19 protein-coding genes are annotated in these 16,651 nt (G+C 71.3%); 8 read left to right on the forward strand and 11 right to left on the reverse strand.

Going from position 1 to position 16,651, the window contains the following annotated elements; translation table 11 throughout:
* Positions 1 to 24 precede the first annotated feature (24 nt).
* The 3 genes from LXT13_RS09060 to LXT13_RS09070 form a co-directional block, all read right to left on the reverse strand.
* Complete coding sequence (locus LXT13_RS09060; RefSeq protein ID WP_233371593.1) at positions 25 to 297, reverse strand: RebB family R body protein; 273 nt, start codon at positions 295 to 297, stop codon at positions 25 to 27.
* Positions 298 to 360: 63 nt separating this feature from the next.
* On the reverse strand, positions 361 to 615 hold the full coding sequence (locus LXT13_RS09065) for a RebB family R body protein (protein ID WP_233371594.1): 255 nt from the start codon (positions 613 to 615) through the stop codon (positions 361 to 363).
* A gap of 23 nt (positions 616 to 638) precedes the next feature.
* The gene (locus LXT13_RS09070; RefSeq protein WP_233371596.1) at positions 639 to 926 is read right to left on the reverse strand and encodes a RebB family R body protein; all 288 of its coding nucleotides are present in this window, start codon (positions 924 to 926) and stop codon (positions 639 to 641) included.
* A gap of 307 nt (positions 927 to 1,233) precedes the next feature.
* On the opposite strand from LXT13_RS09070, the gene LXT13_RS09075 reads away from it, so the two are divergent.
* Positions 1,234 to 2,526, forward strand: coding sequence for a leucine-rich repeat-containing protein kinase family protein (locus tag LXT13_RS09075; protein ID WP_233371598.1), 1,293 nt, complete (start codon positions 1,234 to 1,236; stop codon positions 2,524 to 2,526).
* Between the two features lie 17 nt (positions 2,527 to 2,543).
* Here the strand turns inward: LXT13_RS09075 and LXT13_RS09080 are convergent, their stop codons facing one another.
* The 6 genes from LXT13_RS09080 to LXT13_RS09105 are packed head-to-tail and all read right to left on the reverse strand — an operon-like array spanning position 2,544 to position 7,247.
* The gene (locus LXT13_RS09080) at positions 2,544 to 3,641 is read right to left on the reverse strand and encodes a hypothetical protein (protein WP_233371600.1); all 1,098 of its coding nucleotides are present in this window, start codon (positions 3,639 to 3,641) and stop codon (positions 2,544 to 2,546) included.
* Positions 3,638 to 4,099: a hypothetical protein gene (locus LXT13_RS09085; RefSeq protein WP_233371602.1), complete on the reverse strand. Its 462-nt coding sequence runs from the start codon at positions 4,097 to 4,099 to the stop codon at positions 3,638 to 3,640. Before LXT13_RS09085 ends, LXT13_RS09080 begins: the two co-directional genes overlap by 4 nt.
* A gap of 55 nt (positions 4,100 to 4,154) precedes the next feature.
* Positions 4,155 to 4,832, reverse strand: coding sequence for a TorF family putative porin (locus LXT13_RS09090; RefSeq protein WP_233371603.1), 678 nt, complete (start codon positions 4,830 to 4,832; stop codon positions 4,155 to 4,157).
* A gap of 26 nt (positions 4,833 to 4,858) precedes the next feature.
* A complete protein-coding gene (locus LXT13_RS09095; RefSeq protein ID WP_233371606.1) occupies positions 4,859 to 6,073 on the reverse strand; it encodes a S8 family peptidase in 1,215 nt (404 codons plus the stop codon).
* Positions 6,070 to 6,675 (reverse strand): zf-HC2 domain-containing protein, encoded by a 606-nt coding sequence (locus LXT13_RS09100; protein ID WP_233371608.1) that lies wholly within the window; start codon positions 6,673 to 6,675, stop codon positions 6,070 to 6,072. The genes LXT13_RS09095 and LXT13_RS09100 overlap by 4 nt, the downstream gene beginning before the upstream one ends.
* Complete coding sequence (locus tag LXT13_RS09105; protein ID WP_233371610.1) at positions 6,672 to 7,247, reverse strand: RNA polymerase sigma factor; 576 nt, start codon at positions 7,245 to 7,247, stop codon at positions 6,672 to 6,674. The genes LXT13_RS09100 and LXT13_RS09105 overlap by 4 nt, the downstream gene beginning before the upstream one ends.
* A gap of 105 nt (positions 7,248 to 7,352) precedes the next feature.
* On the opposite strand from LXT13_RS09105, the gene LXT13_RS09110 reads away from it, so the two are divergent.
* From LXT13_RS09110 to LXT13_RS09125, 4 genes are read left to right on the forward strand one after another with little or no spacing between them, the layout of a single operon-like run.
* The gene (locus LXT13_RS09110; protein WP_233371612.1) at positions 7,353 to 8,516 is read left to right on the forward strand and encodes an MlaE family ABC transporter permease; all 1,164 of its coding nucleotides are present in this window, start codon (positions 7,353 to 7,355) and stop codon (positions 8,514 to 8,516) included.
* 1 nt (position 8,517) lies between these two features.
* Positions 8,518 to 9,369: an ABC transporter ATP-binding protein gene (locus LXT13_RS09115; RefSeq protein WP_233371614.1), complete on the forward strand. Its 852-nt coding sequence runs from the start codon at positions 8,518 to 8,520 to the stop codon at positions 9,367 to 9,369.
* A 3-nt stretch (positions 9,370 to 9,372) separates the two neighbouring features.
* Positions 9,373 to 10,338 (forward strand): MlaD family protein, encoded by a 966-nt coding sequence (locus LXT13_RS09120; RefSeq protein WP_233371616.1) that lies wholly within the window; start codon positions 9,373 to 9,375, stop codon positions 10,336 to 10,338.
* Positions 10,335 to 10,934 (forward strand): ABC-type transport auxiliary lipoprotein family protein, encoded by a 600-nt coding sequence (locus LXT13_RS09125; protein ID WP_233371617.1) that lies wholly within the window; start codon positions 10,335 to 10,337, stop codon positions 10,932 to 10,934. Before LXT13_RS09120 ends, LXT13_RS09125 begins: the two co-directional genes overlap by 4 nt.
* Positions 10,935 to 10,985: 51 nt before the next feature.
* On the opposite strand, the gene LXT13_RS09130 is transcribed toward LXT13_RS09125, so the two are convergent.
* Positions 10,986 to 11,276: a hypothetical protein gene (locus tag LXT13_RS09130; RefSeq protein ID WP_233371618.1), complete on the reverse strand. Its 291-nt coding sequence runs from the start codon at positions 11,274 to 11,276 to the stop codon at positions 10,986 to 10,988.
* A 69-nt stretch (positions 11,277 to 11,345) separates the two neighbouring features.
* Positions 11,346 to 13,160 carry a retroviral-like aspartic protease family protein gene (locus tag LXT13_RS09135; RefSeq protein ID WP_233371619.1) on the reverse strand — a complete coding sequence of 605 codons (1,815 nt, stop codon included), beginning with the start codon at positions 13,158 to 13,160 and terminating at the stop codon, positions 11,346 to 11,348.
* 133 nt (positions 13,161 to 13,293) lie between these two features.
* On the opposite strand from LXT13_RS09135, the gene LXT13_RS09140 reads away from it, so the two are divergent.
* Genes LXT13_RS09140 through LXT13_RS09150 form a run of 3 tightly spaced genes read left to right on the forward strand, consistent with a single transcriptional unit; the run spans position 13,294 to position 16,650 of the window.
* A complete protein-coding gene (locus LXT13_RS09140) occupies positions 13,294 to 14,250 on the forward strand; it encodes a sugar kinase (RefSeq protein ID WP_233371620.1) in 957 nt (318 codons plus the stop codon).
* 1 nt (position 14,251) lies between these two features.
* Entirely contained in the window at positions 14,252 to 15,565 is a 1,314-nt protein-coding gene (locus tag LXT13_RS09145) for a pectate lyase family protein (RefSeq protein ID WP_233371621.1), read from the forward strand.
* Positions 15,562 to 16,650: an alpha/beta hydrolase family protein gene (locus tag LXT13_RS09150; protein ID WP_233371622.1), complete on the forward strand. Its 1,089-nt coding sequence runs from the start codon at positions 15,562 to 15,564 to the stop codon at positions 16,648 to 16,650. Before LXT13_RS09145 ends, LXT13_RS09150 begins: the two co-directional genes overlap by 4 nt.
* Position 16,651: the final 1 nt, after the last annotated feature.

Here is a 16,651-nt window from a genome sequence, read left to right on the forward strand (position 1 = left end):
CCAGCAGCGGCAGCCACGAAGCCGTCAACGCAGGCCCAGCACGTCTTTCGTGACGATGCCAACGGGGGAGGTGTCGATGGCGTACAGCGTGGCCACGCCCTGCGTCGTGGCGGCCTGCATCGTCACGTAGGACTGCTGCTGGTTGTTCGTCGCGTTGTGGGCCGCGTTGGACAGCGCCTGGCTGGAGGCGACGAACAGGTTGCCCATCGCGATGGCCGGCGCATCGCCGAGCACCTTGGTGTTGACCTGCGAGACAGCGTCAGTGATCTGACTGTTGACAGCGGTAGGGAAGGCCATGGCGAGCGCTCCTTGGGTGGCAATGGGAAGGCGAACGGGGCTCCTCAGCGCTTGGCCAGGCCTTCAGCCGACGAGCTTCCTGGCGGCGCTGGTGTCCAGCGAGTACAGCAGCGAGACGCCCATGGTCGTGGCGGCCTGGGCTGTGACGTACATCTGCTGCTGAGCCATCGTGGCGTTGTGGGCCGCGTTGGCCAGCGCCTGCGCGGTGGCCTGGTACAGGTTGCCCATGGCGACGGAGGGCGAGCTTGCCAGCACCTGCACGTTGGTCTGCGTGACCGAGTCGGTGATCTGGTTGTTGACGGCGGTAGGGAAAGCCATGTCGTGCTCCTTGGCGAAGGCGCTCAGCCGAGGCCCTTCGCGCCGGTGCCGAGGATGTCTTTCGTCGCGACGCCGGTGAACTCGGTGTCAATGGAGTACAGCGTGGCCACGCTCATCGTCGTGGCGGACTGCGCCGTCACGTAGCTCTGCTGCTGCGCGTTGGTCGCGTTGTGCGCCGCGTTGGCCAGCGCCTGGGAGGTGGCCTGAAACAGATTGCCCATGGCGACGGCGGGGGCGTCGCCGAGTACCTTGGTATTGGCCTGGGTGACCGAATCGGTGATCTGGTCGTTGACCGACGTGGGGAATGCCATGTTCTCTCCTTGAGGGGGTGGACGGGCCCCGACGGGACGCCATGCCGGAGCACGGTGCGATAGCCCGCGCATCGTGCCTTCATGCTAGGCAGCCGGACAGCGCGCCACACGGCGTGGATGACGGAAAACCAGGTGCCGCTGCGCAAGGCGGATGCGGTGGATCTGACGATTTGCGGTGGCCACGATGGTGGCTGCGGCCCCGCAGGCGGTCCCCTAAAATTTGCCGCCGCGGCCGTCATCGGCCCGCCCCTCCAGCCTCCCAGGCATCGGCCTGCGAGGCTTTTTGCTGTGCGATGAAAGACACCGTTTGAACACGCTGGAGCCACTGCGCGCCGGCGCCCTACAGGGCGCCACCCGCCTGACCCTGAGCGCCGGGCTGCGCGAGCTGCCCGACGAGGTCTACACGCTGGCCGACACGCTGGAAGTTCTGGACCTCTCGGGCAACGACCTCGAGACGCTGCCCGACGACCTGCCCCGCCTGCACCGGCTCAAGGTGCTGTTCTGCTCGGGCAACCGCTTCACCCGCGTGCCCGAGGTGCTGGGCCGCTGCGAGGCGCTGGAGATGGTGGGCTTCAAGCACAACAGCATCGAGGAACTGCCCGCCGCCGCACTGCCACCACGACTGAGATGGCTGATCCTGACCGACAACCGCCTCGCCAGACTGCCGGAGGAACTGGGCCGGCGCCCGCTGCAGAAGGTGGCTCTGGCCGGCAACCGGCTGCAGGCGCTGCCCGAGAGCCTGGCCGCCTGCACGACGCTGGAGCTGCTGCGCATCTCCGCCAACGGGCTGCAGGGCCTGCCGGACGGGCTGCTGCAACTGCCGCGGCTGACATGGCTCGCGCACGGCGGCAACCCGTTCAGCGCGGCCCACGAGGCCGAGGCGCTGGCCCAGGCGCCGGTGCCGCGCGTCGACTGGGCCGGCCTGCGCGTGCAGGCGCTGCTGGGCGAAGGCGCGTCGGGCCACATCCACCGCGTCGACGACCGCGACGGCCGGCCGCTGGCGCTGAAGGTGTTCAAGGGCAACGTCACCAGCGACGGTCTGCCGCAAACCGAGCTGGCGGCCTGCCTGCACGCCGGCCGGCACCCGCAGCTGATCCCCGCGCTGGGCCGGCTGAGCAGCCACCCGGGCGGTGCGGACGGGCTGCTGATGCCGCTGGTGGACGCCCGCTTCCGCACGCTGGCCGCGCCACCGAGCTTGGCGTCGTGCACGCGCGACGTCTACGACCCGACCCTGCGCATGCCAGCCGAGGCCGCAATGCGCCTGGCCGCCCGCATGGCCGATGCGCTGGCCCACCTGCACGCGCGAGGCCTGACGCACGGCGACCTCTACGCGCACAACATCCTGCACGACGGCCACGGCGACGCGCGGCTGGGCGACTTCGGCGCCGCATCCTTCCTCGAAGCCGTGCCTCCGCGCCAGGCCGCGCTGCTGCGCGCGATGGACGTGCGCGCACTGGGCTGCCTGCTGGAGGAGCTGGTGGCCTGCTGCGACACCGGTCTGCCGGCGCCGGCCGAAGCCGCTGCGCTGGCACAGGCGTGCCAGCAGCCGGATCCCGGCGCGCGGCCCAGCGCCCGGGAGGTGGCCGACGAACTGCGCTGACAGCCGGCGCGGCGACGCTAGAACATCGCGTGCAGTTCGGCGAAGGCCTGGCGCCGGTTGTCGACTGCGTTCTGCGGAATGCCGCCGAACTTGCGCGTGCCGGCACGCAGCTGCACGAACCCGATCGGCGTGTACTCGTAGACCAGGCTGTAGCGGACCTTGTTGTCATGCGAGACGCGCCGGTTGGGGTCCAGGTACTCGCTCGTCAGCTTGAGGTTGTGCCCCTGCTGCACCAGCCAGTTGGCCTCCAGCAGCGTCGCCAGCTGGCGACGCTTGCCCTCGGGATAGCCAGCATCGGCCACCAGATCCATCTCCGCCAGCCATGTCACCGGGCCGGTCGTTGTGCCGGCAAACAGCCCCCAGGCCTGGCGATCGCCGGCGGACGACTTCACCTGAGCCGCGGCCGCGCCGATGCGGCCCCAGGGCTGCATCCAGATCGCCTGCGCCGTCGTCTGGTGTCCCGTGACATTGCCGCGGTTGCCCGGGCCGTTGCTGCGCACGAGCTGGATGGACCATTCATCGCTTTCGTGGCCCAGCTCGAATCCCTTGTCGGGCACCGTCATGCTGACGCCGCTGAGCTGGCGCACAAAGGCCAGGCTGTCCTGCAGCCGCCAGCCGAACGGCAGGTAGAACTGGCCTGCCTTGGCATACCAGCCCAGGCCCGGCGTGGACAGCCGGACGTAGGCCTCCTGCCGCTCGGACTTGCCCGGCGCCACCTGCTGGTCCAGGTAGGCACCGAGGTAGTCCTTGATCAGCTGCACATCGGCATACAGACGCGTCTGCTCGGTGCCGCCCACGCTGCTGGTCGGCTGGCCGCGCACGGCGGTGCGCGTCGTCGCTGTCCGCAGGTCGCCACCAAGGCGCAAGCGGTCGTCGAACAGCGAACCGTTCCAGCCCTGCAGCGTCTCGGGCAACGCATTGGCGGGAATGCCGCCCTGGGCGAAGGCATTCCCCACCGCATTGCGCAGGCCGCCGCCCGTGGGGTTCACGTGACAGGCTACGCACTTGAGGCCGGCGCGCACGGCGAGGTAGGGCTCCGCGCTGGCCGAGCCCGACAAGGCCCAGGCCGCGAACCCGAGCAGCAGCGCCCCAAGGCGCTGCAGGACGCTCGTCATTGCACCGCTCCCTTGTCGATCCACTGCTTGATGAGCGCGATGGTGTTGGCATCGAGGTATGGGCCGCCGAGCGGCATGCGCGCACCGACGGCTGCGTGGCCTTCAAGCTTCTGCACGATGTAGCTGTTGGCCGAGTCGCCAGGCATCACGCGCTTGAGCGAGGGCACCTCGTTGCTCGACACGTTGACGAGCATCGCGTAGCTGTTGGCCGCGTCCAGCCTCAGGCCCTGCGGTGCCGAAGCGCCCGCATGGCAGGCCGTGCACACCGGCGTGAACACATGCGACTGGATGGAGGCGAACGTGGCCGTCATGGCCGCGCTCGGGTCGCTCGCGGAGGTTGCCGGCGCAGCGGGCTGGCCGCTCGCATCCAGGCCGGCTCCGCTGCCGCCGCCGCATCCGGCCATCCACACCAGAGCGGCCGCCGCAGCGGCCCGTTGCATCGTCATCGAGATCTTCATCGCAGTCCTTTCAGGGGTCTCACCTGCGGTGAGTACCCACAAGGAGCGCGATGGTTCAAAACGCCACGGTGAAGCCCAGCGTGATGGCGTGGCGCGGAGAGCCGTCCGTCCAGGTGTAGGGCCCGCCGCGGCTCGCCGACACCGCTGCGAGCTGCCATTCGCCGACATCGCCCCAAGGCCATGACAGGCCCGCACGGATGTCGATGCGGACCGGCCCGTGAGGCTCGGTGTAGAGCGGCAACGCCGCATGACCGAAGCCGCGCAGCACGCCCACATGGCCGAACACGGCCACTGGCGCCAGCACCGGCCAGCGCAGGTTCACCTCGCCGTAGACGCTGCGGCGACCGACACCGTAATAGTCGGGCGAAGCATAGACACGCAGGTTCCAGCGCTCGGCCAGCAGGCCGGCATAGGCCTCGACGAAGTCGTAGCGCGAGACATTCTGGAAGCGGTGCGCCAACACGCCCCATTCGCCCTGCAACGCTGCCGACACCGGCAAGACCTGGCCCCCATAGAGGCGCAACCAGCCCGCACGGCGCTCCGTGAACCGCGCCTGGGCCAGCGAAGCGCCGGCATACCAGCCGACGCTGTCGTCCCAACTGAGCCCGAACTGCGCCGTGGGCCGGCCGTCGCTGTACGACATGCCCCGGTCACGCGCATCCGTCTGCAGCGACAGCGAGCCGCCCACATCAGCATGAGCCGCGCCCGCCAGCGTGGCGGCGGCCCAAGCCATGAGAGAGGCAAGGCGCACTCGGCTCATCAATCGGCAGCGAACCCCGGCGGCGCGCACACGAAAGCCCGCGAGCCGGCGTGCCGTGCCAACGTCGCACAGCTGTCGATGCGGTCCGGCCCCGCAGTGACGAACGCCGTCTTGAGCAGCACGCCGCTGCGCGCGCCGCCCAGTTCGCGCACCAGCGCCAGCAGGCCGGCGGCATGCGCTGCGGCGAAGGACGAGCCGGTGACGAGTCCCCAGCCGCCGCCCGGCAGCGTGCTGGGCACGTCGCGGCCGGGTGCAATCACGGCGCCGGCGGTCAACGGCGGGCCGCTGGCAACGACGAAGACGCCCGGGTGGTTGGCCGGGAACGGGCCGCCCGCGCTGGGCAGCGCGGCGACGATGCTCGCGCCGCGGGCCTGTGCCTGATCCAGCAGCAGGCCTAGCAGCCGGTCGTCCGGGCCGCCCAGGCTCATGTTGATGATGTCGGCCCCCTGCTGGATGGCGGCGTACAAGGCCTTGGCCAGCCCGAGGCTGGTGCATAGCGTCTCGGCCCGGGCGGCCTGCCAGCAGGCGCGCAGCGCCAGCAGCCGTGCGGCCGGTGCGATGCCAGCGATGCCCAGGCCGTTGTCCGCACGGGCCGCGATGATGCCAGCGACGGCCGTGCCGTGCGCCTCCGCCGGCGGCGCGCGGTCGTCGACGAAGTTGGCGTTCATGGCGACCTGCCCGTCCAGGTCGGGGTGGCCGGTGTCCACGCCGCTGTCGATGACGGCCACGCGCACACCGCGGCCGGTGGCCATCCGGTGCAGCTCGGCCAGATGCCATTGGCGCGCGGCCGGCTGGGCGGCGTACAGCGGCTCCTCCGCGGCTCCCTGCGCCTGGTAGAGATTGACCGGCTGAGCCCAGGCTACGCGCTTGTCCTCAGTGACGGCATCGGCCACCTCGGCCGGCGTGCGGGCATCGCCGTCCGGCAGGCGCATGACGAAACAGTCCACGCCGGCCAATGGCATCGGCCATTCGCTGCTCAGTGCGAGCCCATGGCGGCGCGCCAGCTCCTCGGCCACTCGCTGGCGCGACTGCCGGCCCACGCCGGCGCCATAGTTGCCGGCATAGCTGCCGTCGGGCCGGTAGTGGGCCTTAGGCAGCTGCAGCATGACCAGCACCTGGCGGCGCGCCTCCTCGGCCTGCGCCAGCACCGGCCGCCCGGCCAGGCCGCAGGCCATCAGCACCAGCAGGCGCAGCCAGAACCCGGCTCGCGTCATCGTGCCGGCCCCGGCTGCAGCGGCTCGGCCATCGTGACGATGGGCGCCGCCCGCAGTGCCGCCAGGCCCCGCGCGTCCACGCGCAACAGCCAGGCGCCGCCTTCGGTCGGCCCGGCGACGACGCTGGCCCCTTCGGCCTGCAACAGCTTACGCAGCGCCTGCTCGCTAGTGCCGGGCTTGAACATGACGAGGGCATCGGCCACCACCGGCGCGGTTCCCGCGGCCGACAGGCCCACGTAGTCGGGTGCGTCCTGCCGGTCATGCAGCCACAGGCCCAGCAGCAGCGCCACAGCGCAGCCCTGCAGACCCAGCGCCCAGGGCATCCAGCGCGGCGTCGCGCGCTTCGCCTCGGGGCGCATGCGGGCATGCAGTTTGGCCAGGCCGGCCTCCACCTCGCCGGCCGGTTCGGACATTGCGGCCACGTTCAGCAGCGTCCGCATCGGCGTCTCGGCGGCCAGCTCGTGGCGGCAGCCGGCGCATCCCAGCAAATGCCGTTGCACCATGACCGCCTCAGCGTCTCCCAGCTGCCCCTTGGCGTACCAGGGCAGCAGCGCCTGCACGGCGCCATGCTCGTCGGGTTCCATCGGGATCACCATACTCATGACATCTCTCCATGATGACCCGCCAGGTCATCCAGCAGCTGACGCAGCCGGCGTCGCGCATAGAACATCCGTGTCTTCACGGTCTCCGCCGGGCAGCCCACCACTTCGGCGATCTCGGCATGGGCCATGTCGTGGAAATAGCACAGCTCCACGACTGCCCGGTGCTCGGGCGACAGCTCGGCCATCGCCTCGAGCAGCCGCCCCCGCACCTGCACGAGCGTGAACTGCTCTGCCGGCCCCGGCCCCGGGTCGGCAGTCTCCGGCGCCTCGTCTTCATCGATAGGCAGGTCCGGCCGGCTTAACGCCTTCAGCGCCTTGCGGTAGGCGATGCCGAAGATCCACGTGGACAGCTTGCTGCGCCCGTCGAAGCTATCGGCGCGCTGCCAGACAACCAGTAGCGTGTCGTTCAGCACCTCCTCGATGGCATCGTGCTGGCGCAGCATGTGGCCCAGGAAACGCCACAGCCGCGGATGGTAGAGGCGATAGAGGGCGTCGAAATCGGCACGCCGGCCGCGCTTGACGCCGGCCAGCAGCGCCAGCTCGAGCGCCTCGGCGGGCACGCCTGGCCGCACGGGTGGGGCGGCCTCACGCTTTTTCCGGAGAGGGGACCAGATGGACATGCGGCGTGAGTACCCGGCGCGGGCGAAAAGGTTCAACGCCATGCTAGCGTGACGCCCATGAGCGATGCTGGTGCCCTCTTCTTGCCCGACCCGCCGCCGGCCAGGCTGGCGGGTGCTGCCGGCGGCGAGCCGCGGCTGCAGCCCGCCGGCCCCCGCGAATGGCGGGTCAGCGGCGACTGGACGCTGCTGGCGCTGCGCGGCCGGTACGACGAGTTTCGCCAGCGCATTGCCGCTGCCATGGCAGACGCCGGCGATGCGCTGTGGGACCTGCGCGAGCTCGGCCAGCTCGACACCGCCGGCGCGCTGACGCTGTGGCAGGGCTGGGGCCACAGGACACCGGCCCGGCTGCTGTGGCTACCGGAGCACGTTACGCTGTTCGCGCAGTTCCTGCAGCCGGGCGCGCTGCCGCGGCAGAAGCCCGGCCTGCGTCCCGGCCTCGCGCACGCGGGCACGGCGCTGCTCGGCTTTACACGGCAGGCGCTGGACATCGTCGCGCTGACCGGCCGGCTCCTGCTGGACGTCGGCCACGTGTTGCGCCATCCGTCGCTGATCGGCTGGCGCGAGATTTCGGCCAACATCTTCCGCACCGGCGCGCAGGCGCTGCCGATAACAGCGCTGGTGGGCTTCCTCGTCGGGCTGACGCTGTCCTACCTGATCTCCAAACAGCTCAAGACCTACGGCGCCGACATCTTCGTCATCAATATCCTCGGGCTGGCAGTGCTGCGCGAGCTGGGGCCGCTGCTAGCAGCCATCATCGTCGCCGGCCGCTCGGGCTCGGCGATGACGGCGCAGATCGGCGTCATGCGCGTCACGCAAGAGCTGGACGCGCTGTCCGTCATGGGCATCTCGCACACGGTGCGCCTGGTGCTGCCCAAGGTCGTGGCGCTGGCCGTGGCGCTGCCGCTGGTGGCGCTGTGGACCAGCGCGCTGATGCTGGCCGGCGGCATGGCCGCCGCAGGCGCGCAGCTCAAGCTCGACGCGACGACCTTCCTACACACGCTGCCCGGCGTCGTGCAGCCGGCCAACCTTTGGCTGGGCTGGACGAAATCGATGCTGTTCGGGGGCCTGATCGCCTTGCTGGCCTGCCACTTCGGGCTGCGCATCAAGCCCAACACCGAGAGCCTCGGCCAGGGCGTGACGGCCTCCGTCGTCACGGCGATCACGCTGGTCATCGTCGTGGATGCCGTATTTGCCGTGCTCTTCTCAAACGTGGGGATCTAGCATGGCTGCGGACGACCCCATCATCGAAGTCGACAACGTGACGACGGCCTTCGACGGCCATGTCATCCACCGCCACCTGAACCTCACCGTGCACCGCGGCGAGGTGCTGGCGCTGATCGGAGGGTCCGGCTCCGGCAAGACGACGCTGCTGCGCCTGCTGCTGGGGCTGGAGGTGCCGCAGTCCGGCACGGTGAAGATCTTCGGCCACCCGCTGGGCCGCTGCGCCGCCCGCGACCTGGAGCGCGTGCGCTACCGCTGGGGTGTGCTGTTCCAGAACGGCGCACTGTTCTCGGCGCTCAACGTGTTCGACAACATCGCGCTGCCGCTGCGCGAGTTGAAGAGCGTGCCGGCCGATGTCATTGCGCCGCTGGTCATGCTGAAGCTGGCGCAGGTGGGCCTGAAGCCGGACGACGCGCTCAAGCGACCGGCGGAACTGTCGGGCGGCATGGTCAAGCGCGTGTCGCTGGCGCGGGCGCTGATCCTTGACCCGCAGTTGCTGTTCCTCGACGAGCCCACCGCCGGGCTGGACCCGGACAGCGCCAAGCAATTCGTCAAGCTACTGCGCAAGCTGCGGCAGGAGCTGGGGCTGACGGTCGTCATGATCACGCACGACGTGGACACGCTGTTCGCCGTCGTGGACCGCGTGGCCGTGTTGGCCGACCAGCACATCATCGCCTGTGGGCCGCTGACGCAGGTCGCCCGCCTGCCCCATCCCTTCGTGCGCAACTTCTTCCTGGGCCACCTTGAGCGCTGCGCGGAGGAAGACGTGAAGCGCTTCCGCCTGAGCCTCGACGACACCAGCGACGACGGCGGGGTCCCCGCCGTGCTCCGCGAAGAACAAACTGCCCACTGATCCATGGAAAACAAAGCTCACGCCGTCGCCGCCGGCCTGTTCCTTCTGCTGCTGGGCCTGGCCCTGGCAGCCACCGTCGCCTGGTTCCAGGGCGACCGGACGGAACGCGTGCACTACACCATCGTCTCGCGCAGCGGCGTCGCCGGCCTGAACCTCAAGGCGCCGGTCAAGCTGCGCGGCGTGGAGGTGGGCTTCGTCGAGGCCATCGGCTTCGACCCGCAGGAGCCGCGCCAGATCCTCGTCGACATCGCGGTCGACGCGACCGCCCCGGTGTCCACGACGACCTATGCCCAGCTGGGCCTGCAGGGCGTCACGGGCCTGTCCTTCATCAGCCTGGAGGAAGGCGAGCCCAAGGCCCCGCTGCGCCGCGCCGAGGCCGGCGCGCGCATCGCGCTGCACCCCACGCTGCTGGACCGCCTGGCCGAAAGCGGCCCGCTGCTGCTGGCCGGATTCGCCGAGACCGCCGAGCGGCTGAACCGCCTCCTCAGCGATGACAACCGCGCCCAGCTGGGCCGCACGCTGAACCAGCTGGAGCAGGCGGCCGGCGACACCAGCCGGCTGATGTCCGCACTGCAGCCCGGCGCCCGCGAACTGCCCGGCCTGCTGAAGGACGCCGACGCCACCGCGCAGCGCGCCACCGCGGCGCTGCAGCAGATCGAGCAGCTGGCCGCCGACGGCCGCGCGCTGACGCGGGACCTGCAGGCCCGCGCGTCGACGCTGGACAAGCTGTCCGCCGCCGCCGCCCAGGTGCAGGCCACCAGCCGCAACCTGGAGCTGGCCCTCGTCGGCGAGACCGGGCCGCGCAGCCGGCCTCTGTTCAACGACCTGTCCGCAGCCAGCCGCAGCCTGGAGCGCGCCGCTGGCGAGCTGGGCGAGCAGCCGCAAAGCCTGCTGTTCGGCCGCGGGCCGCGCCCGCCCGGCCCCGGCGAGCCAGGCTTCGCGGAACGCCTGAAGACCGCCACGCCATGAGATTTGTTCCTGCCCTGCTCCTCTGCACCGCAGCGCTCGCCGGCTGCAGCCTCGCGCCGACGGTGCCGCCGCGCGCTGTCTACGACCTCGGCCCCGCGCCCACCATCGCGACGGCCACCACACCGGGCGCCGTCGCCTGGCGCATTGCAGACGTCACCGCCCCGCCATGGCTTGACGGCGATGGCATCGCCTACCGCCTCGCGTTCCAGCAAGCCCAGCGCCAGGAGCATTACCGCGACAGCGTCTGGGCCGCGCCGCCCGCCGCGCTGCTGACCCAGCGGCTGCACGAGACCGTTGCGACCGCAGCGGCATGCCCCGAAGTTTCGGCCAACGCGACCAGGCCGGTGACGCTGCTGACCGTCAACCTCGACCAGTTCGAGCAGCTGTTCAGCAGCCCGTCCGGCAGCCAGGCCGTGCTGCGCGTGCACGCCACGCTGTGGCCGGCGGGCGCGCTTGGCGCCACGCAACAGCAGCTGTGGCGGCTGGAGCGCCCCACCACGCCGGACGCCGCCGGCGCCGCGCGCGGCCTGGCCCAGGCCGTGGACGACTGGCTGCCGCAACTGGCCGCCTGGCTCGTGTCCAACTGCCCAAAGTAGGCCGGCGTCGCGATCCGTGACGAACGCCACCCGCGGTCCGCGGGGCGCCAGTCAGACCTGCAGTTCGTAGACCCGCGCGGTTTCGCGGTCGGCCAGCGCAAAACCTGCCAGCGCCCCGTCCCACTCGGAGCCGGCGGCGTTGCCCGTGGCCGGCTCGCCGCGGATGAGCTGGGCGACCTCCTCGGTGTTGGCGTCGAACTCGGCCGCGGGCGTGCGGTCGGCCCGGAACAGCCGCGCCACGCTGGCCTGCCCGTCGCCCATCACGACGACGAAGCGGGTCACGGGGCGAAGGGAATGGGGGCTGTGCTGCGGCGGCACCTCGTGCCCGTAGCCGTCGTTCATGGTCGTCCTCGGTGTGGCGCAGCGGCTGCTGCTCGTACGGCAGCGGGGCACACGGCGTTCCCGCGGCGTTCAACGCACTGCCTGGCCTGCGGACGAGGGCTCCGGCGCGGGTGCATCCGCAGCCACCGGGAAACCGGCGCGACCGACCTCCGTGTCGATGGCCGCGTTCAACGATCGGGCGGCGGCCAGGTCACGCTGCGCGGCGTCGGCCTGGCCGAGGCGCTGCTGCGCAAGCGCGCGACCATAGTGCGAGAAGGCAATGGGCTTGAGCTTGATCGCCCCATCGAACGCCCGGACGGCGCTGCGCGCGTCGTCCAGCCGCAGGTAGGCCCAGCCCAGACTGTCGCGGTAGGCCGGTTCGTCGCCATCGAGGTCGATGGCGTCCTTGCAGTCGTCCACGGCCAGCTTCAGGTCCAGCGCCAGCCGGGCGCGCAGCCAGCAGCGCTGGTTCAGCACACTGGCCAGCCGCGCGTCATGGCGGTGAGTCGGCACCCAAAGCGCCCACTGTCGCAACGCCTCGGGCGCCAGCCCCAGCTCGCTGTAGACCGTGGCCATGTTGGCGCGCAGGTGGCTGGGCGGCGGCAGCAGGCGGTCCAGCGCGGCGAGGTCGGCCAACGCAGCGTCGCGCTCGTCGCGCGCGGCCCGCATCGCCGCACGCATCGCCAGCGCGTCGGGCTGCGCGGCGTTCAGCGCCAGCACGCGGTCCAGGTCCTGCAGCGCGCGCTCGGGGTGCGACATCGCCAGGTGCAGCCGCGCACGCGCCAGGAAGTTGGCCTCCACCGTCGGCGCCAGCTCGCACGCCCGGTCCAGGTCCTGCAGCGCCTTGGCGTACTCGCCGCGCGCGGTGGCGGCCTCGCCGCGCCTGGCCAGCGCCTGCGCGTCGTCCGGCGCAATGTCATCGGGCTTGGCGGCGAAGCGGGTGTCGTAATGGTCGGTCGGCGCGCCGCGGGCGAATACCGGCGTGCCGTTCCAGGTGGCGTAGACCTTGCCCTGCAGGCGCGACACGTAGATGCGGTGCGACAGGAAGTAGTCCAGCCCGAGCAGCACGTCGTCGTCGAAGTAGTGGGTGTCGTCGATCTGCAGCGGAACATTGGCGATCTTCTCGCCCCCCAGCTCGAACGAGGCGATGGTGGCCGTCCAGGAGCGCACGCGCCCCTGCCCCGCGCCGCCGACGCGGCCAAGATCCTTCAACTCGCCTTCGGGCACCTTGGCGCTCCGGGCAGAGTCGAGCATCAGCGAGGTGCCGGGCGCGCCGGTGTCCAGAAGCGCGGTCATCTTCTGGCCGTTGACCTGCACCTTCACGCGCACAGCGGTGTCCGTGGCGGAGCTGTTGCTCACCAGGTCAGCCAGGATGACCGGCGCCTCGCCGGCCCAGTAGGCGAAGTTGACGTGCCCGCAGTCGCCTTTGGGGAACATCAGGCGCACGATGCCGTGGGCGAGGTCGTACTCGGTGTCACCGACGGACAGGAAGTTGCGGCCGAGGATGCCCATGATCCCGGAGCCCAGCTCGTTGCCGCCGACGAGGAATTCGATATCGCGCAGCTCCTGACCGCGCAGCCCGACGCGGCTCACCTGGGTCAGGCGCGCCCGGATGTTGCCGGTGTAGCCCGACAGGCGGAAGCCGTCGGGCAGGCTGCGCAACGGAAGGCTCAGCTGGGCCGCGGCTGCCGGCGACAGCATGCTGAAAAAGGCACCGCTGTCGATCAGCAGCGGCGCCTCGGTGCCGTTCAACGACAGCGTGCCGACCGGACGCTGGTTGACGAGCCGCACCGGGATCTCCAGCTGCGCCAACTGGCAACCGGCGCGTGCGGCCGCGGCGCCCAGCAGCAGCGCGGCGGCCCAGGCCTGGACCCAGGCCCGGCCGTGGTGGCAACCCTTCTTCATCGCTCTCCCTTTCAGCGCCGACTTTAGACAGCGCGCCGCGCTTGGCCAACCGGGCGAACACGGCCTGGGTGAACCACGAGGAGACGTGAACCGCGGCTGCCGTTATGCTGCTTGAAACAACGTTTCATTTCTCATGAGTCCCTTTTCCTCGCGGTCGGCACGGCCGCTGTCCATCGCCGCGCTGGGCGAATGCATGCTCGAGCTGCAGGGCCCTGCCTTCGGTCAGCTGCGGCAGACCTTCGGCGGCGACACGCTGAACACCGCCGTCTACCTGGCCCGCTGCGGCGGCGACGCACTGCGAGTGCATTACGCGACGGCGCTGGGCGACGACAGCCTGAGCGCGGGCCTGCTGGAGCGCTGGGCCGCCGAAGGTGTGCTGACCGGCCTCGTGCAGCGCCTGCCCGGCCGGCTACCGGGCCTCTACCTCATCGAGCTGGACGGCGGCGGCGAGCGGCGCTTTCACTACTGGCGCGGCCAGGCGGCAGCACGGGCCTATTTCGACAGCGCGGCCACGGCGCTGGAGGAACAGGCCGACGCGCTCGACGCGCTCTACCTGTCCGGCATCAGCCTGGCCATACTGCCGCCGGCCGGCCGCGAGCGGGCCGTAGCGCTGATGGCTCGCATGCGGGCGCGCGGCGCGGTCGTCGCCTTCGACAACAACTACCGCCCGCGGCTGTGGGAGTCCGCAGCCGAAGCGCGCCACTGGTACGGCCGCGCCTTCGCCGCGGCGAGCATCGCGCTGATCACCGCCGACGATCACCAGGCGCTGCATGCGCTGCCCGACCTTGACGCGGCCGTCGCCGCTGCGCAGGCGCTACCGGTGGGCGAGCTCGCCATCAAGCGCGGCGCGCTGCCTACCCGCGTGGGCCAGGGCGGCGTCTGGCAGGATGTGCCGACCGAAGCCGTGGCGCGCGTCGTCGACACCACGGCCGCGGGCGATTCCTTCGCGGCCGGCTACCTGGGCTGCCGGCTGCGCGGCCAGGCGGCCACCGCGGCGGCCGCCTTCGGCAACCGGCTGGCGGCACGCGTCATCCAGCATCCCGGCGCGCTGATCCCGCGCGAGGCGATGGCCGACTTGATGGCGGGTTGACATGCGGCTGCTGTGGTCCCTGGCCGTCGTGGCCGGCATCGCGCACGCGTCGGACACCGCGCCGCTGCACCGCGCGACGTACGTGCACGCCGGATGGGCACAGACGACAGGCGGCCAGGGTGGCCGCATCCTGCGCGTCACGACGCTGGCCGCGGACGGCCCCGGCAGCCTGAAGGCGGCGCTGGAGGCCGGCGGCCCGCGCATCGTCGTCTTCGAGGTCGGCGGCGTCATCGACCTGGGCGGCCAGAGCCTCAAGATGCGCGAAGGCCACATCACCATTGCCGGGCAGACGGCGCCCGACCCGGGCATCACGCTGATCAAGGGCGAGCTGGAGGTCTTCGCCAAGGACGTCATCGTCCAGCACCTGAGCATCCGCCCCGGCGCCTACGGCCGCGCCCGACGCAGCGGCAACGACCAAGACGGCCTGTCCACCGCCGACGGCGCCGAGCGCGTCATCGTCGACCACTGCAGCTTCTCATGGGCGACCGACGAGAACCTCTCGACCAGCGGCCAGCGCTTCGCCGGCGCGACGCCCGACGACTGGCGGGCGCACACGTCGCACGCCATCACGTTCAGCCACAACCTGATCTACGAGGGCCTGAACGAGGCCGTGCACCTCAAGGGCGAGCACAGCAAGGGCAGCCTCATCCACGACAACGTCACGCAGGTGCTGCTGTTGGGCAACATCTACGCGTCCAACCGCGAGCGCAACGCGCTCTTCAAGGGCGGCACCTGGGGCGCCATGGTGAACAACCTCATCTACAACCCGGGCTGGCGCGCCGTCCATTACAACCTCATCGCGCACGAGTGGATGGGCCGGCCGTACCAACTGGGCAGGCTCACGCTGGCCGGCAACGTCTACCGAGCCGGCCCCGACACAGCGCTGAACCTGCCGCTCTTCACGCTCGGCGGCGTCGGCGACGTGCAGCTGTTCGAGCAGGACAACCTGGCCGTCGACCGCCAGGGCCAGCCGCTGCCGCTGACCGGCCGCTACACGACGGCCGCCGACATCGTGCCGGTGCGCGAGCCCTATCTGCCGGCGGGCCTGAAGTGGCTGCAGCCGCGCGAGCTGGAGAAGCTGCTGCCGCTGATGGTGGGCTCGCGGCCATGGGCACGCGACCCGCTGGACTTCAAGCAGCTCAGCGACATCGCCGAGGACCGCGGCCGGCTCATCGACGACGAGACGCAGAACAATCCCGAAGGCCTGCCCCGCCGCACCCCCACCCGCCGCCCTTTCGTCGAGGCGGACTGGAACCTGGCCGACATGAGCCCCAGGGCGGGTTGGGACTCGTTGTTCCGCCAGGTGTCGCAGTGACGCTCGCGCGCCGGCATGCGCTTGCCGGCCTCGCGGCCTGGCCGCTGTTGGCGCGCGCCGAAGCGCTCGACGACGCGCTGGCCGGCCTGCAGCGCCGCTGGCACCCGCGGCTCGCCTGGCGGCCGGACGCCGGCTGGCATGACGAGGCGCTGGCCGTGGCGCAACGGCTGGTGCTGCGCCCCGGCGACGACGGCAGCAGCCTGGCCACCGAAGTGATGGCCGAGCAGGACCGCGGCCCGCACCTGGCCCAGGCGCTGACGCTGCGTGGCGCGCTGGGCGACCGCGTGCCCGCCCTCTTCCTGCGCCCGCAAGGGCCCGGCCCACATCCGGCGGTGCTGCTGCTGCACGACCACGGCGCGCGCTTCGACATCGGCAAGGAAAAGCTGATCCGTCCATTGACGGCAAACCCGGCGGCCGCCGCCTGGGCGCAGCGCTGGTTCGGCGGCGCGTTCGTCGGCGACACGCTGGTAAACGCCGGCTTCGCCGTGCTGGCCATCGATGCGCTGGGCTGGGGCGAACGCAGCCGCCCCGGCTTTGCGAAGGACGACCAGCAGGCGCTGGCCAACCACCTGATGCAGCTGGGCCGGCACTGGGCCGGCATCATTGCCAGCGACGACCTGCGCGCCCACCGCTGGCTGCGCGAGCAGCCGGACGTCGACGCTGGGCACGTGGCGGTGCTGGGGTTCTCGATGGGCGCCCTGCGCGCGTGGCAACTGGCGGGCGTCTGCCCGGCCGTGTCCGCCTGCGTCGCCTCGCACTGGATGTGCACGCGCGAGGGCCTGCTCCGCGCGGGCGAGCACACACTGCAGGGGCAGTCGGCCTTCAGCATGGTCCACCCGGGCCTGGGGGCCGAGTTGGACCACCCGGACATGGCCGCGCTCATCGCGCCGCGCCCCTTGCTGCTGTTTGGCTCGCCGCAGGACCGGTTGTTTCCGTGGGACGCCACGCAGGCGGCCTGGACCCAGCTCGCCCGGGCCTGGCAAGGCCACGAAGACGCCTTCGCGACGCGCCCCACGCCCAGCGGCCACCGCTTTGATCGCGAGCAGCAGGCCGTCGCGACGGCATGGCTGTCGCGCTGGGCGTGAA

The sequence above is a fragment of the Pelomonas cellulosilytica genome (genome assembly GCF_021353265.1).
Classification (GTDB): Bacteria; Pseudomonadota; Gammaproteobacteria; order Burkholderiales; family Burkholderiaceae_C; genus Pelomonas; species Pelomonas cellulosilytica.

Bases quoted from the DNA above. Each gene is read 5' to 3' on its own strand.
- LXT13_RS09135 (WP_233371619.1), bottom strand. From the start codon at position 13,160: ATGAAGAAGGGTTGCCACCACGGCCGGGCCTGGGTCCAGGCCTGGGCC.
- LXT13_RS09100 (WP_233371608.1), bottom strand. From the start codon at position 6,675: ATGAGTATGGTGATCCCGATGGAACCCGACGAGCATGGCGCCGTGCAG.
- LXT13_RS09095 (WP_233371606.1), bottom strand. From the start codon at position 6,073: ATGACGCGAGCCGGGTTCTGGCTGCGCCTGCTGGTGCTGATGGCCTGC.
- LXT13_RS09125 (WP_233371617.1), top strand. From the start codon at position 10,335: ATGAGATTTGTTCCTGCCCTGCTCCTCTGCACCGCAGCGCTCGCCGGC.
- LXT13_RS09110 (WP_233371612.1), top strand. From the start codon at position 7,353: ATGAGCGATGCTGGTGCCCTCTTCTTGCCCGACCCGCCGCCGGCCAGG.
- LXT13_RS09090 (WP_233371603.1), bottom strand. From the start codon at position 4,832: ATGGCTTGGGCCGCCGCCACGCTGGCGGGCGCGGCTCATGCTGATGTG.
- LXT13_RS09070 (WP_233371596.1), bottom strand. From the start codon at position 926: ATGGCATTCCCCACGTCGGTCAACGACCAGATCACCGATTCGGTCACC.
- LXT13_RS09065 (WP_233371594.1), bottom strand. From the start codon at position 615: ATGGCTTTCCCTACCGCCGTCAACAACCAGATCACCGACTCGGTCACG.
- LXT13_RS09120 (WP_233371616.1), top strand. From the start codon at position 9,373: ATGGAAAACAAAGCTCACGCCGTCGCCGCCGGCCTGTTCCTTCTGCTG.
- LXT13_RS09080 (WP_233371600.1), bottom strand. From the start codon at position 3,641: ATGACGAGCGTCCTGCAGCGCCTTGGGGCGCTGCTGCTCGGGTTCGCG.
- LXT13_RS09085 (WP_233371602.1), bottom strand. From the start codon at position 4,099: ATGAAGATCTCGATGACGATGCAACGGGCCGCTGCGGCGGCCGCTCTG.
- LXT13_RS09130 (WP_233371618.1), bottom strand. From the start codon at position 11,276: ATGAACGACGGCTACGGGCACGAGGTGCCGCCGCAGCACAGCCCCCAT.
- LXT13_RS09060 (WP_233371593.1), bottom strand. From the start codon at position 297: ATGGCCTTCCCTACCGCTGTCAACAGTCAGATCACTGACGCTGTCTCG.
- LXT13_RS09140 (WP_233371620.1), top strand. From the start codon at position 13,294: ATGAGTCCCTTTTCCTCGCGGTCGGCACGGCCGCTGTCCATCGCCGCG.
- LXT13_RS09115 (WP_233371614.1), top strand. From the start codon at position 8,518: ATGGCTGCGGACGACCCCATCATCGAAGTCGACAACGTGACGACGGCC.
- LXT13_RS09145 (WP_233371621.1), top strand. From the start codon at position 14,252: ATGCGGCTGCTGTGGTCCCTGGCCGTCGTGGCCGGCATCGCGCACGCG.